This is a genomic window from Ignavibacteriales bacterium (genome assembly GCA_015709675.1).
Lineage (GTDB): Bacteria > Bacteroidota > Ignavibacteria > Ignavibacteriales > Ignavibacteriaceae > H2-BAC3.
Genome location: CP054182.1, coordinates 3128712 through 3145934, shown reverse-complemented (window position 1 = coordinate 3145934; position 17223 = coordinate 3128712). Strand labels below are relative to the sequence as shown.

The following is a 17223-nucleotide window of genomic DNA, read 5'->3' as shown; positions in this document are numbered from 1 at the left end:
ATTTTTATTACGCATTCAAAATAATAAAAAATAGCCAATTACAAATTGATTTATTTAACATAAGTCAATATCGTATAAAAAAGTGATCCATCTCAAATGACTCCTTATGATTATATTAAGTATTAAAAAAATTCGGATTCCGCCCTTTGAAACCCATCAGTGTTTTTCTGTTTCTCTTGCTCGTTTCTTCTACCACCTTTGGCCTCAGTTTCAGAAGTGAGGAAGGGGACTCAATAGAGGTTATCCTCATTGAGGCCTATTCGCCCAAAGAAAGCCCCGGCAAAATGGTGCTGACCTTTTTTACCAGTGAACCTGTTAAAGCAGAAGTCATTTTTTCGAACAAAACAGTCCCTCTCGGCACGGAATTTAACGAGAGTTATTCCACAACATTGGAAATCAGTGATATTCCAGTTACTGAGGGGATGATCGTATTTTATATCAGAGTACAAGGGGAGTCAGGCCAGATCAATCTGAGTGAGCAGTTTGATATTGTAGCTGAAGGAAATACGACGATTTCAGGAGGAGCTGATCTGACTGGCTGTCTGATCGGTTCAGCTGTTTATGCAATTCCCGCGGTTTATTACAATTTTCACCGTGACAGTTCTGGTCTCGGCTTTGGAAAGGAGTTTCCCCTGGTTTCTTTCTTCAGCGGGGGGTATAATTATCCTAATGGATATATTGCTTTTGAATATACTTACACCGATTTAAATGATATAAAAAGCCGGTATAATTTTGGGTATAAACAAATTATAGAAATGCCATACATCAATTATGTCTCCCTCGGATTTTCGTTCTCCACTGATTTCAGAGGCGGGAATGCAGTTCTGCCTGAGGCAAGTCTGGGGCTGTTCAGAATTATGAATGTCTTTACGCTGTATGTGCGGGGAAGTCATTATGTTTTTCCGGGAGACAGAGACAAAAACATGACTCAGCTCTCTCTGGGGCTCTTTTCAGCATTCTTCTCTTTTCAGCGATGAGCAGTATTATTATCAGTCCTTGGGATGACGGACTTTTTACGGAAACTGCAAAACTGCTGCGGCAATCCATGCCGGGTTATCCTTTCCCGGATTTCCTGTTCAGGGAAAAGTTAACAGGGGATCCTGACTTCCATCCCGGATTGGTTTTCACCTCATTTGAGGAGGATATTCTTACCGGGTTTATTATGGGGGTTGTCAGAAAAAGAGACTCCGGACCTGCTGGTTACGTGAAATTGATTGGCGTGAGACCAGGTTATGAAAGGAGGGGAATTGGCTCACGACTACTGGCAGAACAGGAAAACGAAATGAAGCGAAGGGGATTGCGCTCACTCCGGTTATTTGAATCCTATCCGAATTATTTTATGCCCGGAGTTGATCCTGCTTTTGCAGGAGCAGTTTCTTTTTTTGAATCAGCGGGATATAAAAAATTCAATGAGACTTCTAATCTGGAAGTGTTTCTTCCTGCCGGGGGTTTTGCTGTTGAGGATGATATTCAGAGACTTTCATTAAAGGGGATTAGCATCCGCAAAGCTCAGCCTGGTGACAGGAGTAAAATCATGTACTGGCTTGCCGTAAATTTTCCTGAATGGAAAGGGGAAGTAGCTGAGGCATTCCGAAACGATCCTATAACGCTGTTTATTGCACTGCATAATGATACAGTAATTGGTTTTGCCGGCTATGAGGCAAATAACAGGGGCACCGGATGGTTTGGTCCAATGGGAACTGATATAGCCTTCAGGGGGTTATCAATTGGGAGAGTCCTGCTCAGACTTTGTCTGAATAGTTTGCAGAAAGACGGATTTACCAAGGCAGTAATACCCTGGGTTGGTCCTGTCAAATTCTACGAACAGTCTGCAGGTGCCCGGATTGATAAACATTTCTGGAGATATGAAAAAATACTTAATTAACCCGATTTTCGGTCTGAATATAATCCAATTTCTGATTCTTTTTGTTCTGCTTCCTGGGATCACTCTGTTCGCTCAGTCAGGCAGTGTGAAGGGTAAGGTAACAGATAGTCTTGAAGTTATGCCGGGGGTGAATATTCTGCTTACCGATACCAATATCGGCGGGGTTACGGATATCAATGGAAACTATGAAATTAAGAATATACCTGCAGGTGAGTATGAAATCAGATTCAGTTCTGTGGGTTATGAAACAGAGTTTTACGAAGTTGAAATAATACCGGGAAGAGTTCTTGAACTGAATGTTACCCTTTCAGCACAGATAATTTCAGTAGGTGAAGTCAGAGTAATAGGGGGCAGGATTCAGGATAAAAGCGATACCCGTCCTTCGTTTATTGATTTAAGCCCTAAAGAAGCAAAAGTACTTGCAGGTGCAGCTGAGGATGTTCTTCGTACTCTTCAGGCCATGCCGGGAGTTCTGGCCCCGAATGACTTTTCATCACAGCTTGTTGTAAGAGGCAGCGGTCCTGATCAGAATCTGATCGTTATTGATGATGTTGAAATATTTAATCCCTACCGCCTCTATGGTGCAATCAGTATGTTTAATCCGCAGACAGTTTCAGATGTAAACCTGGTAACCGGTGCATTCCCCGCAATGTATGGTGACCGGCTTTCTGCGGTACTTGATGTGACCAATAAGGAAGGAAATTATACTTCACATCTCAACGGCAGTGTAAACGCCTCCATTGTTGATGCAAACCTGGTATTCGAAGGTAAATTCCCCCGCTGGCTTGATGGAAGCTGGCTATTAAGTTCAAGAAGGACATATTATGATCTTGTGGTTGAGCCTTTCGTAAAGAATGCCGGGCTTGTTGAAGAAAATGTAAGTTTCCCGAATTTTTATGATATACAGGCAAAACTCTCTTTCAGACCTCTTAAAGGTCATAAGATAAATATGCTTGGAATATTTTCGCAGGATGGCGTTAATGTTGTTTCAGGAAAAAACCGCAGACAGCCTGACAGCATTTCAGTCAGCAATGATATAACAAATAATGTAGCAAGTCTTTCCTGGCAATATGCTGACAGAAAGAAATTTATTAACAAGCTGATTTTCTCCTATTACACAAACGGAGGAGATGCCGATTTTGATTCCAAAATTCTTGATCCTTCATTGAACCGCCAGAACTTTGAAGAAATTCTTCCTGACACAGTTAGTCCCTATCTGCTCGGATTCAAAGCGACATCAAGTTTTCTTGCTGAAAAAGCTACGATAGAAGACAAACTCACGTATCAGTGGGGCTCAAATATCCTTGAAGCCGGAGCCGGGTATGATTTTATCCGCTCTATTATAGATTTTGATTTTGAGATTGACCCGGGGCTCAGAGCATTCTTTGGTTCTAATCCCAATTTTCGCGCGGTTCTTGATGATTTACAGGAAATCCAGACCTACAACAGATTTCGCGGATATATACAGAATAACTTTCAGCTTTCCGAAAGATTCTATTTTCAGGCGGGTGTGAGATACGATAATTATGAAATTCTGAAGAAGGGATTCTTTGCTCCCCGGCTCGGACTTTCATATTCACCTGATAACCTGACTACCCTCAGAGCCGGATGGGGTATCTATTATCAGTCTCCAGGTTACGAGAAAGCTGTTGACCGCCAGGCACTGTTTGATTTAAGCCCTGTATATACACAGCGGCTCAATGCTGAAAAAGCAATTCATTACGTTCTGGGTGTTGAGCGCTGGCTTACTCCTGAATGGAATCTGCGTACGGAAATGTATTATAAGAATTTTGTAGACCTGATTGTACAGCAGCAATTCTCAGGGTATCGTTTTGTTACTGAACCAATACCAGGCAGGGATATACGCTATCCAGACGCATGGACAAGACCGGTACCGCAGTTTACGGATTCCTTAACCCAGATTCCTGTGAATAACAGCCAGGGAGAATCCTATGGTTTTGAAGTACTGCTTAGCAAAAAGAATATAGATGCCGCTGCCCGCCTGAACGGCTGGATTAGTTATTCGCTTGCTTATGCTGACCGTTTTGAAAAAGGAATAAAGATTCCATTCCGTTTTGATCAGCGTCATACGGTGAATATTGTTCTTAACTATAAACTCGGAGAAGCCTGGGATCTTGGTGTCCGCTGGCAGTTTGGCTCTGGTTTTCCGTTTACTGAACCTTCAGGCATTAAACCAAGAGTTCTCTTAGTGGATGCAGACGGGGACGGTAAAGCCGAAACTCCGAAGATTGCCACAAGAACTTCCTTCTCAAATCCTGAGGTAACCGAGGTGGTTTATGATATTGACTACGGCAACCGTGAGCGTTTTAACAGCCGGAAACCGGATTATCACCGTCTTGATATCAGGGCGACCTATTCTACAGTTTTGTGGAATCTTAAATGGCAGTTTTATATAGATGTGGTTAATGCCTACAACCGGAAGAATGTGGTCGGTTACGATTATTTTGTTGAGGAAGATCTTACCCTAGGTAAAGAGGCGAATAATATGTTTCCGATTCTGCCAACCTTTGGATTCAATTTCAGGTTCTGATGGGAATTTTCGCTGACCGTAAACTGACCGTTTCCGAATTAACCTATTCAATCAAGCGATTTCTTGAAGAAGGATTCCAGGATGTTTTACTGGAAGGGGAAATATCAAATTTCAAAGATCACGTATCGGGTCATTGGTATTTTACTCTGAAGGATTCATCCGCTCAGATTAACGGCACAATGTGGAAGAGTCTGAATGCAGGCGTTTTTTTTCGCCCCGTTGACGGGATGAAGGTTGTGGTTCAGGGCAGAATTTCTGTGTATGCTCCGCGCGGCACTTACGCAATAGATGTTAGAAAAATGCTGCCGGCAGGTGTTGGTGAGCTTCAGCTGGCATTTGACCGTCTTAAACAGAAACTTGAGGATGAGGGACTTTTTGATGCGGATAAAAAAAGGCCCTTGCCGGAACTCCCCCTCAGAATTGGCATTGTAACGGCTCCTGACGGAGCTGCAATAAGTGATATGGTCACCATAGCCAGGCGGAGATTCCCTCTTGCAGAACTTTTACTATCTCCATGCAAAGTTCAGGGTGAAGGCGCTGCACAAAGTATAGTAATGGCCATGAAACTTCTGGCTATGGAAAAAAGTATTGATGTAGCCATTATAGGGCGGGGAGGCGGTTCAATTGAAGACCTGTGGGCATTTAATGAAGAAATTGTTGCCCGCCAGATTGCTTCCATGCCGTTTCCCGTTGTCTCAGCGGTGGGGCATGAAGTGGACTATACCATTGCCGATTATGCCGCGGATTTGCGGGCTCCCACTCCCTCAGCAGCAATGGAACTCGTTACACCGGACAGGACAAAAATTATAAAGAACCTGCTGTCTGTGGGGACGATGTTTGACGGCTATCTTGAGGATATTATTTACAATAACCGCCAGAAACTTCACCATTTTGTCCATTCACACGGTTTCAGATCTATTGAGGGAAGGTTGCGCTTTTTGAATCAGAAAGTGGATTCTGCTGCTCAAAAGGTATTTTTTGCGGCGGACAGGAAATTTGACCGGATTAAACACAGGGTGAAGCAATTGGAAGCCCGGATAGGTGCTTTTGACGCTGCAAAAATCCAAAAAAAAGGTTTTGTTTTGGTTTCGCAGGGCAATAAATTTGTAACGAGCGCAAATCGTTTATTAACGGGTGAGCCTTTTCTGCTTAAATTCCATGATGGTGAAGTAAAAATACCAAATGAGTAAAAAACAACAGGACAGTGCCTCTTTCAGCAGCAAACTGAAACGGCTTGAATATATATCAGAAGCTCTTGAGAGTGAAGAAATTGATATCAATGAAAGCATCGCATTATACGAGGAAGGTATTATTCTGGTTGGTGAATGCCTCAAGGTGCTTAACGAAGCTGAATTAAAAATAACTACACTAAAATCAAAAATTTCCCAGCTTGATACTGGGAACGATGAAAAAGAAGAAGAAATATAACGGAGAGTCTTTCCATGGTTGACATGAACAATTATAAAGTCCTTAAACAGATTGATAATCCATCCCGCATGAGGGATATGGATATCAAAACCCTGCGGGAGCTATGCCAGGATATCCGGAATTACATGGTTGATGTGATTTCGGAGATTGGTGGTCACTTTGGAGGCGGACTCGGTACTGTGGAACTTACCGTTGCGCTTCACACGGCATTTAAGACCCCGGATGATCTTATTGTGTGGGATACAGGGCATCAGGCATACCCGCATAAAATTATCACCGGCAGAAAAGAACTTCTCCCCACTATCAGGCAGCTGAATGGTATTTCCGGATTTTTAAAACGCACAGAGAGCGAATACGATACTTTCGGAGCCGGACACGCATCAACGTCCATCTCTGCAGCACTTGGAATGGCTGTTGCTCAGAAGTATAACAATACCCGCAATAAAGTAGTTGCAGTTATTGGTGATGGCGCAATGACCGGCGGCATGGCATATGAAGCGATGAATAACTCCGGTGTACTGCGCTCAGATCTGGTTGTGGTGCTCAACGACAATAATATGTCAATAGCACCGAATGTGTGGCAGTTATCAAATTATTTTACTCAGATGATTGCTCACCCGGATTACAATAAGTTTAAGGGATATGTATGGGATATGACCGGCAAACTTGATACTTTTGGCGACCGCCTCAGAAAAATTGCAGGACGCCTGGAGAGCGGAATTAAATCCGTTGTTACTCCGGGTATGCTTTTTGAAGCTTTGGGATTCCGTTATTTTGGGCCGGTAAACGGACACAATTTACATCAGCTGATCAAATTATTTGAACAGGTCAGAGAGTTAAACGGTCCCATCCTTATTCATACCATTACACAGAAAGGAAAGGGTTATGCACCCGCTGAATCTCATGAGCAGCGTTTGCATGCCTCAACACCGTTTGACAAACTTACCGGAAAGGCCTTCAAAAAATCAGGCGCTCCTCCGGCATATACAACCATCTTCGGTAATGCACTGAGCGATATTGTAGAAAAGGATAAGAAAGTTGTCGGAATCACTGCTGCAATGCCGGACGGAACCGGACTTAATATCCTTCAGGAGCGTCATCCCGCAAATTATATTGATGTTGGTATAGCAGAAGAACACGCTGTGACTTTTGCTGCGGGGCTTGCTACTCAGGGAATCACTCCAGTGGTTGCTATATACTCTACATTCATGCAGAGAGCTTTTGATCAGATTATTCATGATGTTGCACTGCAGAAATTACATGCAGTATTTATTCTTGATCGTGCGGGACTTGTCGGTGCGGATGGTCCAACACATCATGGTACCTTTGATCTCAGTTATCTAAGAATGATTCCCGGAATGGTTATAATGGCCCCTAAGGATGAGGCTGAACTCCGCAATATGGTATATACGGCGGTTTATTACAAAAAAGGACCTGTAGCAGTCCGCTACCCAAGAGGATCAGCTCTCGGAGTTGAGATGAAAGAAGAGTTTGAGATGTATCCGATAGGCAAGGGTGAACTGCTCAATAAAGGGGAGGATGTGGCAATTCTTGCAGTCGGTTCAATGGTTGATTATGCTGAAAAGGCTCTGCCTCTTCTGAAGGAACAGGGAATCAACGCTGGCCTTTATAACATGAGATATGTTAAACCGCTTGATACCGATATTATTGATGAAGCAGCAGCGAATTACTCAAAGATAGTCACTTTGGAAGAAAATAGTATTGTCGGCGGCTTCGGCAGTGCTGTAGCAGAATATATGATTGACAAAGGCCTGAAGAATGATCTTCTGCGTATAGGGCTTCCTGATTATTTTGTGGACCATGGAACTCAGGCAGAACTTCACGCGCTGCTTAAGATTGATCCAAGAGGCATAACCGAAAGAGTGGCCGAATTTATGGAAAATCATAAAATAGAGATCTGATATGGAAAACTTCAGGATTGCAGTAATAGGATTGGGGAGTGTAGCGCAGCTGGTTCATTTACCAATCCTTAAGAAAATGGCGGGCGTTACCGTACCAGCCGCGGCCGAACTAAATAAAAACCGGCTGAAAACAGTTTCTGAAAAGTATAATATATCAGGTGCATATACTGATTACCGCCAGATGCTTGATGAGGTTCAGGTTGATGCTGTTTTAGTGGCAACACCTACCTCAACCCATACAGAAATCGCAAAGGAGATTATCAGCCGAAAGATTAATCTTCTTATCGAAAAACCAATTGCCAGAACCTATCAGGAGGCAAAGGACATTGTCGAACTGGCTCAGAAGACAAAAGTAACCATGATGGTTGGAATGAATATGCGTTACCGGCCTGATATTATGCTGCTGAAGAGTATTGCGAATTCCGGTGAAATTGGTGAACTTTTCTATGTTAAAGCCGGCTGGCTTAAAAAGCAGAGCAGTGACAGCAAATGGTTTACCGATAAGGAAAAAAGTGGCGGCGGGGTTATTTTTGATCTTGGAATCGTGCTGCTTGATCTGAGTCTCTGGCTGCTAAATTATCCGGCAATTAAGTCAGTTTCAACACATAATTTTTCACATTTTACCAGCAGCGTAGAAGATTCTTCAATCAGTAAAATTCGTTGTGCGAACAACTCCCTCATTTTCCTTGAATCAAGCTGGTCAATCGGCTCAGACAGGGATAATTTATATTTTGATGTATATGGTTCAAAGGGGAATGCCAGTATTAATCCGTTCCGGGTTTACAAAAGAAGCGGAGGCACTATGGTTGATATGACTCCGTTCAAGTCTGAATCGGAGATTACTCTCTTCAAGAAGTCTTACCAGAATGAAATTAAACACTTTATCGGTGCATGTAAAGGGCTGAATCCTAATCTTTCTCCCGGAAATGAATCACTTTCACGCATGCGGATTATTGAGGCGATGTATCAGTCAAACTCTGATAAAAAGGAAATAGCACTCAAGTTATGAGAAAAATTCTCCTTGTTGACGATGAGAAAGATATTGTTGAGATGGTCAGGTATAACCTGGAGAAGGAGAATTATTTTGTAATAACTGCCTATGACGGGGAGGAGGCATTAAGTAAAGTTCAGGAAAATCCTGATCTTGTGATACTTGATGTAATGATGCCTAAACTTAACGGGTTTGAAGTCTGCAAACGCCTTAGAGATGATAAAAAAACGGAGAAACTTCCGGTAATTTTTCTCACAGCTAAGGCAGCGGAAGCAGATGAAATTAACGGCTTAAACATGGGGGCTAATGACTATATCGTTAAGCCAATTTCACCCCAAAAACTGATTGCCCGGGTACAAACCATTTTCAGAAATATGGAGTCATCCGGACAGGAGCATTCGGTTGTGCAGATTGAAAATGGTCCTATAACCATAAACCGGGAAAAGTATCTCGTATATATAAATTCTGAAGAAGTCATCTTCCCCAAAAAGGAATTTGAACTTCTTTTTTTTCTTATGAGTTTCCCCGGCAAAGTTCTTAACCGCGAATTGCTTCTGAAAGAAGTCTGGGGCTCCGATGTTTATGTGGGGGACAGAACGATTGATGTTCATGTAAGAAAGATACGTGAAAAACTTGGCCGCTATTCTGATGCTATTGAGACAATAAAAGGCGTTGGCTACAGGATTAAAGTCCTTTACTGATATTTTGATTCAGTTCAGAAGCAGGATTCTTTACTATAAAGAATATATAATCTTTTATATCTCTGTTTCAGTTCTTATTTCTTTCTTAGCGGTACCCGAAGAATTAACCATTTTATACCTTCTTTTATTTTCAGTACTTACAGTATCGTTTGCTTTTCTCTTCCACCGAAGAAAAAGAGCAGACATTAAAGAACTGATCGCGGTAATCAGAAAGATCAGGCAAAATGAACTCCCCTCACATGAGAGTATAACCCTCAACTCCGGATTACAAGACCTCGAATCGGAAATTCAGCTGGCCTACAGACAGATTCAGCGTGATATTAACTCACTCCGCCGGCTTGAGAGGGTGAGGACTGAGTTTCTGAGTAATGTTTCTCATGAATTAAAGACTCCGCTTTTTGCCATACAGGGTTTTCTTGAAACTTTGCTGAACGGAGCAATTCATGACCCTAAAGTGAATATCCATTTTCTTGAAAAGGCGATGTTCCACAGCAATAACCTCGCCTCACTGCTGAATGATCTGGTGGAAATCTCCCTTATCGAAGCAGGTGAGATGAAAATGAGTTTCCGCTATTTTGCTGTGTGTGATTATTTGAAAACCAATTTTTCCGATTATGCTGATGAGGCAGCCCGGAAGGGGATTGGTTTCAGGTTTATCCTGCCGGAAAAGGATTTTGATGTTTACGGGGACAAAAACCGGCTTAAGCAGGTGATGCATAATCTGATCCAGAATGCGATCAAATACACAGAAACCGGGGAAATAACGGTGGAAGTGAGCAGTGAACAGAAAAAAGCCCGTATTTCAGTCCGGGATACAGGTATCGGCATCGCCGAAGAGGATCTGTCACGCGTTTTTGAGCGCTTTTACAGGGTAGATAAAGCCAGATCCAAGGAAATTGAAGGCACGGGGTTAGGTCTGGCTATTGTGAAGCATATTATAGAGGCCCATGGGTCGGTAATTCAGGTGGACAGTGTGCCCGGGCAGGGCTCTGAATTCTATTTCATGTTGAAAAAGTAGAATTTTATTTTTGATTTTTTTATTGATATTTCTTATTTTTGGGGTCTATCTTTAAACGGAGTCTGAATGTTCGCAGTTGTTGAGATTGCAGGTAAACAATTTATTGTTTCTGAAAAAGAAAAACACTATGTACCCCTTCTGCATGCAGAAGTTGAGTCTGAAGTAACTTTTGATAAAGTTCTGCTTCTTTCTGATGATTCAGGTACAAAAGTGGGTGCACCCTATGTAAACGGATTAAAAGTATCCGGTAAAGTGCTTGAGCATGTTCAGGACGATAAAATATTAGTATTTAAAAAGAAAAGAAGAACCGGTTACAAAAAGAGCTACGGCCACAGAACCGATTTAACCCGTGTAGAAATTACAAAAATAGGATAAGGATAACACAATGGCTCATAAAAAAGGTCAGGGTTCTACCAAAAACGGAAGAGACAGTAATGCCCAGCGGCTCGGCGTAAAGAGATTTGGTGGTCAGGTTGTCAATGCTGGTGAAATTCTTGTGCGCCAGCGTGGTACCAAATTTCATCCTGGCAATAATGTCGGTATCGGCGGAGATGACACTCTTTTTGCCCTTATTACCGGTCAGGTTAAGTTTGAGCGTGGCAGAGGCGACAGACAGTTCGTTTCTGTTTACAACGCGAACTAAGAATCTAAACCCCGTTTAATAAAAAACCCGCTCAAATTGAGCGGGTTTTTTTTATGCTTATTTCGATCAGGGGATTAAAACCCGAGCCGTTCCATATCCTCCACTAAGGTTGTAACAGCATTAACTGAATTATCCATCAGTGCCTTTTCTTCTGCGTTGAGTGATACTTCAACAACTTTCTCAACACCATTAGCACCCAGGATGGCCGGTACGCCAACGTAGTAGCCGTTAACACCAAATTCTCCCTCAAGAAGCGCACAGACCATCAGGACGCGTTTTTCGTCCCTCAGAATGGCTTCAGCCATCTGAATAGCTGCTGATGCAGGAGAATAGAAGGCAGAACCGGTTTTAAGCAGTTTTACGACCTCTCCGCCGGCCTGTTTGGTTCTTTCCACCATGGCAGTCATTACTTCTTTAGCTTTTGCCGAATCATTATATTTTCTTTCCAGTAATTCCATAACCGGGAGTCCGTTCACACTGGCATAACGCACCAGAGGGACCATTGTGTCACCATGACCGCCCAGAACCGGTGCGCTTACATCCTTAACCGATACACCAAGCTCCCAGGCGATAAATGAGGCAAATCTGGATGAGTCGAGGACTCCTGCCTGTCCCATAACCCTGTTGGCAGGGAATCCTGATACCTTCTTGAAAAGGGTAACCATTGCGTCTAATGGATTTGAGATGATGATTACAATTGAGTTTGGTGCATATTCACGGACACCTTCAGCAACTGTTTTCATGATCTTTGCATTTACAGAAAGCAAATCATCTCTGCTCATCCCAGGCTTGCGGGGCAGTCCTGCGGTAATAATTACCAGATCAGAGCCGGCGATATCTTTGTAATCGTTTGTGCCTTTTACTGATACATCAAACTTATCAATTGCAGAGGCCTCAGCAATATCAAGAGTTTTACCCTGCGGAAGATCTTCTACGATATCAAAAAGAATTACATCGCCAAGCTGACGCATTGCCGCAAGCTGAGCGAGGACTCCGCCAATCTGGCCTCCTCCAATTAAAGCTATTTTTTTTCTGCTCATTTTCTATCCTTTGGAAATAATTGAAAATTTTACTCTCAAATATCCTAAGAATTATCCGAGAATAAAACAAACCGCAGATCAAAGAGAGCAGTAATTAAGGGGAGGGGAAGAGTTAAAAATAACAGCTTATTTTATTTTTAACATGAGAATTGTTTCAGTGCCCTCAGGGGTGATATTGAAGCGTACATCCTCCGCATAGGTTCTCATAAGAAACAGACCGCGCCCATGGTCTTTAAGGATATTTTCCGGAGTGGTTGGATCAGGAATATTGTCAGGATCAAAACCAGCCCCCTGATCTTTAATACTGATTGTAATGAACTCTCCGTTTCGGTAAATCTGGATGCTCACGGTTTTTTCAGGATTGTTTTTATTAGCGTGTCTTATTGCGTTGGTTGTGGCCTCGGTAACTATCAGGAGCATTTCAGCAATCATATCCTCGCCCAGCTGCAGTTCTGCTGCAGCATAGTTTACGAACTCCTCAACAGTTATCAGCTGAGAGGCATCACTTGGTATTTCGAGAAAATAGTTACTCATGCATCCAAAATTTGATTGAGAAAGTTAAGAATTCTGTGAGATTTCATCACTAAAAAAACCACTGCACAGAGGTGTTTATATTTGAATTCTGCCTGCCGGACGTGGTATTGCTTTTCTGATACTCCTGATAAATACTCAGAGAGGCAGAATACTTTTCACCCCGGCTATAATACAATGAAAACACCGGCCCGCTGGAGCTATAATTCTCACTGAGAGATTTTACGGTCTTTTCATAACGGAAAAGGGATATGTTCAGAAATCGGTAACCGGCAAATATGACCAGATCAAAAAAACGGTATTCAAGTTTAGGAGAAATCAGAAATTCTTTAACATATCTTTCAGGCAAAGTGCTGAACTCTTCCCAGTAGAGAAAACCCTGTTCCGCCAGTTTCAGACTGATATCCGCCTGAAAAGACAAACCTCCGCTAAGCGGAACGGATGTTGAGTCGGAGAGAAAAAACTGCCTGAAAGAGAGACTCCTATAATTAGGGAGAAGATCCTCAAAATCGTATACAGTATAAAGCGCGGAAACCTCTGCATAGTTCCGTGAGGTAAGTCCTGGGAACCGGAGCAGGGATGAGGCAAAATACTTCAGAAAACGGTTATGGGAGTTGTTGGCGCTTCTTTGGGCAAAAAGGTATGCGTTCCGCGAAATATAACCTTCCAGACCAGCTGACCACTGAAACTCACGTTTTGTGCGATTTTCATACGAAATTCTCAGAACACTCATCAGTTCATCCCGGTCATCATAATTCAGAAGGGCAGGCGTATCATACGTGAGTTTTTGCTGCGTTGCATCGAGTGCAAAAAACTCATCTTCCGAAAGATACCATGAGATTGATGTGCCTAAACTTATCCGGGTTGTCAGGAAGTTCTTTTCCTGCTCTTTTTGATTAAACTGCTGAAGAAGAAAAGCATCTACGGAGGGTTCACTGCGAAGACTGTTTTTCTCTTCCTGCTGGATAATGGTGCCCCTGAGCCGGATCAGTACCGGATAAAAGTTGATAGCCGCACTGCCGCTTCCCTCAAAACGAAAAGCACTTAATTCAGAGCCAAGTCCGGTTGCATTGGTGAAAGTGATGGGTTTGTAACGGTAATCTCTGTCAACCGTTCGGTATTGCAGCCGGAATTCTCCTTCGGCTCTGATGAGAGGAAACAAATTACCCGACTGGACAAAGCCGCTGAGTTCTGATTTTATTTCGCTGCGGGTTTGAATATTTCTTGTTATACTGTGGAGTGACTGCAGCGCAGGGTCTGCGTTGAGATAGAAGTCCCTTCTCTGGTTTGTGTAATCAGCACTGATACCCATCAGGACTGCCTCCGGAAACAGATTAACCACACTAAGGCGCACTGTCCTGTTCAGGTTTCTGCGGGGCATAATATCTTCATTACTCAGAAGAACAGATCCCTCAGTCCTGGTATTCTCAAAAAATGTTTCCGGGAGTATTGCTGAAGCACCATAGTAAACCCCGCTGTTGTTTTCATTCAGCTGCTTATGCCCTGAGTATCCGGCAAAGGATTGTATATATAATTCTCCAGCCGGTTTTATGCCCAGATGCAGGGTGTATCGGTTAAGTGCCGAGGAGTTGAGTTCAACGGAGCGGTTATCATTCTGTGCAATTCTTGATGCTGATATACCGGTGCTGACTGAACGGTTCAGAAAATATTCACCGGTTATTTCCGTCTCCTCCTCATCTTTGATGAATTTTGATGAAACTTCCGTTATGGTTGACGTGAAAATATTCTTTGCGAAGAACTCTGCTCCGCTGTAACTTCCCTTATACAACAGCTTATTTGTAAAAAGATGAGTTACCAGTTGTTTGTCATATTGTGTATAATAAAAGGGTTTCAGCGCTGTGTCAGGATCCGGAATAGAATCGGGCTCTGCTGAAAACCCCGGACCCTGCAGAAATAAAAGGAGTATATAAACTGAGAGGGCAGCTGATTTCATCAGTTCGTAATCGCAAATTTTACAGCGGCAGTAATTCCATTCGGGAACACCTCTGATTTACGGTAGGTTTCAATCCTGATATAATAATCACGGTTTGCAGACAGATAGTAGGTTTGAATGGGTATGCTCACTTCGTCTGATCCGCCGTTATGCCACAGTTCTGTTGACCAGAGCATTCCTGATACTTCATTGCTTTGCAGAATAAGCCTGTAGGATGCACTGAATGGAATGCCGCTTACCCTTACATGATAAAAACGGGGGATGATATCACCGTTCCGTGGATAGATGATTTCAGGCAGGGGGAGAATAATATCTGAATTCACACTGCTTGCAATACTTTTCAGACCGCCTTTATCAACAGCAATCAGTTTATAAAAGTATTGTATGCCGGTCTGCAGTCCTGATGAATCAGTGAACCGGGTTGTTTGAGAGTTGCCTGCCTGATTTAAAGCATCCGGCACAAATGCTTCATCGGTACCTCTGTGTATCTGGAAATACGCTATATCAGTATCAAATGGTTTTGCCCAGCTCAGTTCAACTGAGAGTTTCCCCTGCAAATTCTGGCCATAGACAAGAAGATTCCGTGGTCTCCGGGGAGCATAGAGATTTACCGGTGCTGCAATTACTGAATCAGAAAACGCGCTGATATTACCTGCATTATCCTCAGCCGTTATTCGGTAGATATACCGGACGTTGTACTCAAGTTCTGTATCAAAAAAATAGCTGTCAAAGGTCCTTCCCGCCATGGTATATATACTTCCGGAACTGTCCGGCCGCCGGTAAATGGTATAAGATTCGATATCCGGTTCATAATTTCTTTCCCAGATCAGCTCAACCTCACCGTCAGCTTCATAGGAAACCTGCAGGCCGGATGGCACTGCAGGCGGAAATGTATCTGATCCTGGTGAAGTAACCGGAAGCCGTTCACACCCCTGAAGCAGGAGGATTATTGCGGTACTCACATAAAACAGAGCTGTTTTCATCAGTTCTCAGGTGAGAAGAAATTCCTGGCCCCTTTCGGGTATTTCAACAGACTGAAAACCGTTTTTAATAAGCCGTTCGGACATTTTTACCTGCTGGTCATAATCGCCATGAACAAGGAATACTTTTTTCAGCTTATTTTTATCCAGTCCGTTACAATATTCCAGAAGCTCATCAGCATCAGCGTGTGCTGAAAGTGAGTTGAATACTGCCACTTCCGATTTAAGACTGAACATTTCTCCGAAGATATTGACTTCCGGTTCGCGCTCAACGATTTTTCTGCCCAGAGTATTTTCCGCGCAGTATCCGACCATCAGAACGATGTTATTCGGATTCTGAATGTTATTCGCCAGGTGGTGAAGAACACGGCCGGCCTCCGCCATTCCCGAGGCAGAAATAATCATCATAGGCCCTGATTTTTCATTCAGTTCTTTTGAGTCCTCAACGGCTGTTATATATGAGAGTTTTGCAAATCCGAAGGGATCCTGATTCTCCCGCACAATCTTTTTCATCTCATCATCAAAGCATTCGCTGTGCAGCCCGTAAACATCGGTAGCATTTACTGAGAGGGGACTGTCTACATATATCGGAATTCTCGGAGCCAGTTTGTTCTCAAAAACCAGGTGGAGGGAATAAAGAATTTCCTGGGTTCTGCCTACGCTGAATGCCGGAACAATAATCTTCGATTTTTGATGATGCGCTTTATTGAGCAGTTCAGCAAGTTTTGACTCAGTTTCCGCATAGTCATCATGGAATCTGCCGCCATAGGTGGATTCACAAATAAAATAATCCACATCGGGTAAAATTTCCGGATCCCGGAGTATGGGCATATTTACCCTTCCAATATCACCCGAGAATCCGAAGTCTATTTTCTTGCCATGTTCTTCCAGTTCAAAGTGAGTAACAGCACTCCCGAGGATATGGCCGGCATCATAAAAGGTGATTTTAACGCCCGGGGCGATCTGCAGGGTCCGGTGGTAATTGATGCACATGAAAAGATTCATGGTTTCTTCCACATCCTCAATCTCATACAGCGGCTCAAAAAGATGCTGTCCGTTCTTTTTCCTTTTTTTGTTGACGAATTCCAGGTCTTTTTCCTGAATATGGCAGCTATCTTTTAGGAGGAGGGAGGTAAGGTCTCTGGTTGCGAAAGTCGAGTAAATAGGCCCTTTGAAGCCCCTTCTGACCAGGGAGGGGATATTTCCGCAATGATCCACGTGTGCGTGGGAGAGGACGATACAATCAATTTCAGCAGGGTCAAACTGGTCGAAATTCCGGTTTAATTCAAAGGATTCTTTTCTTTTTCCCTGAAAAAGGCCTGAATCAAGCAGTATTTTCGTTCCGTTAACTTCGAGGAGATGTTGTGATCCGGTAACGGTGCGTGCAGCGCCAATAAATTTGATTTTCATGTGATTCCTTCAGAAGGTTTAGGTTGGAATTTGAGGACATTAAGCAGGAAGCCAAGGGGAGTCCCGGCTGAATTCAGAGGGGCAGTCAAAAGTGGAGAAAACTCCCCAAAACTCTGTTCGCAGGAGCTGATTTTTGTGAGAATAAGGCTGCTTCCGTGCATAAAATCGT

At 43.1% G+C, this 17223-nt stretch carries 16 protein-coding genes; 11 read left to right on the top strand and 5 right to left on the bottom strand.

Features of this window, described 5'->3' with window-relative positions:
- The first annotated feature begins 146 nt into the window (after positions 1–146).
- From HRU80_12230 to rpmA, 11 genes are all read left to right on the top strand, one after another.
- Positions 147–977 (top strand): hypothetical protein, encoded by an 831-nt coding sequence (locus tag HRU80_12230; GenBank protein QOJ29598.1) that lies wholly within the window; start codon positions 147–149, stop codon positions 975–977.
- Positions 974–1885 carry a GNAT family N-acetyltransferase gene (locus HRU80_12225; GenBank protein ID QOJ29597.1) on the top strand — a complete coding sequence of 304 codons (912 nt, stop codon included), beginning with the start codon at positions 974–976 and terminating at the stop codon, positions 1883–1885. Before HRU80_12230 ends, HRU80_12225 begins: the two co-directional genes overlap by 4 nt.
- Positions 1866–4436: a TonB-dependent receptor gene (locus tag HRU80_12220; GenBank protein QOJ29596.1), complete on the top strand. Its 2571-nt coding sequence runs from the start codon at positions 1866–1868 to the stop codon at positions 4434–4436. Before HRU80_12225 ends, HRU80_12220 begins: the two co-directional genes overlap by 20 nt.
- A complete protein-coding gene (xseA, locus tag HRU80_12215; protein ID QOJ29595.1) occupies positions 4436–5626 on the top strand; it encodes an exodeoxyribonuclease VII large subunit in 1191 nt (396 codons plus the stop codon). The genes HRU80_12220 and xseA overlap by 1 nt, the downstream gene beginning before the upstream one ends.
- Positions 5619–5864, top strand: a complete 246-nt coding sequence (xseB, locus tag HRU80_12210) for an exodeoxyribonuclease VII small subunit (GenBank protein ID QOJ29594.1) — start codon at positions 5619–5621, stop codon at positions 5862–5864. The genes xseA and xseB overlap by 8 nt, the downstream gene beginning before the upstream one ends.
- A gap of 14 nt (positions 5865–5878) precedes the next feature.
- Positions 5879–7786: a 1-deoxy-D-xylulose-5-phosphate synthase gene (locus HRU80_12205; protein ID QOJ29593.1), complete on the top strand. Its 1908-nt coding sequence runs from the start codon at positions 5879–5881 to the stop codon at positions 7784–7786.
- 1 nt (position 7787) lies between these two features.
- Positions 7788–8795 carry a Gfo/Idh/MocA family oxidoreductase gene (locus tag HRU80_12200; protein ID QOJ29592.1) on the top strand — a complete coding sequence of 336 codons (1008 nt, stop codon included), beginning with the start codon at positions 7788–7790 and terminating at the stop codon, positions 8793–8795.
- On the top strand, positions 8792–9478 hold the full coding sequence (locus HRU80_12195) for a response regulator transcription factor (protein ID QOJ29591.1): 687 nt from the start codon (positions 8792–8794) through the stop codon (positions 9476–9478). The genes HRU80_12200 and HRU80_12195 overlap by 4 nt, the downstream gene beginning before the upstream one ends.
- Position 9479: 1 nt before the next feature.
- On the top strand, positions 9480–10496 hold the full coding sequence (locus HRU80_12190; protein QOJ30545.1) for an ATP-binding protein: 1017 nt from the start codon (positions 9480–9482) through the stop codon (positions 10494–10496).
- Positions 10497–10562: 66 nt separating this feature from the next.
- Positions 10563–10871: a 50S ribosomal protein L21 gene (rplU, locus tag HRU80_12185; GenBank protein QOJ29590.1), complete on the top strand. Its 309-nt coding sequence runs from the start codon at positions 10563–10565 to the stop codon at positions 10869–10871.
- A gap of 10 nt (positions 10872–10881) precedes the next feature.
- Positions 10882–11139, top strand: a complete 258-nt coding sequence (gene rpmA / locus HRU80_12180; protein QOJ29589.1) for a 50S ribosomal protein L27 — start codon at positions 10882–10884, stop codon at positions 11137–11139.
- Between the two features lie 74 nt (positions 11140–11213).
- Here the strand turns inward: rpmA and mdh are convergent, their stop codons facing one another.
- The 5 genes from mdh to HRU80_12155 all read right to left on the bottom strand — a co-directional run bounded on the left by mdh (position 11214) and on the right by HRU80_12155 (position 17054).
- Entirely contained in the window at positions 11214–12179 is a 966-nt protein-coding gene (gene mdh, locus HRU80_12175) for a malate dehydrogenase (GenBank protein QOJ29588.1), read from the bottom strand.
- A 126-nt stretch (positions 12180–12305) separates the two neighbouring features.
- Positions 12306–12713, bottom strand: coding sequence for an ATP-binding protein (locus HRU80_12170; protein ID QOJ29587.1), 408 nt, complete (start codon positions 12711–12713; stop codon positions 12306–12308).
- Between the two features lie 49 nt (positions 12714–12762).
- Positions 12763–14664 (bottom strand): hypothetical protein, encoded by a 1902-nt coding sequence (locus HRU80_12165; GenBank protein QOJ29586.1) that lies wholly within the window; start codon positions 14662–14664, stop codon positions 12763–12765.
- Entirely contained in the window at positions 14664–15647 is a 984-nt protein-coding gene (locus tag HRU80_12160; GenBank protein ID QOJ29585.1) for a hypothetical protein, read from the bottom strand. The genes HRU80_12165 and HRU80_12160 overlap by 1 nt, the downstream gene beginning before the upstream one ends.
- 6 nt (positions 15648–15653) lie before the next feature.
- A complete protein-coding gene (locus HRU80_12155; protein QOJ29584.1) occupies positions 15654–17054 on the bottom strand; it encodes an MBL fold metallo-hydrolase in 1401 nt (466 codons plus the stop codon).
- Positions 17055–17223: the final 169 nt, after the last annotated feature.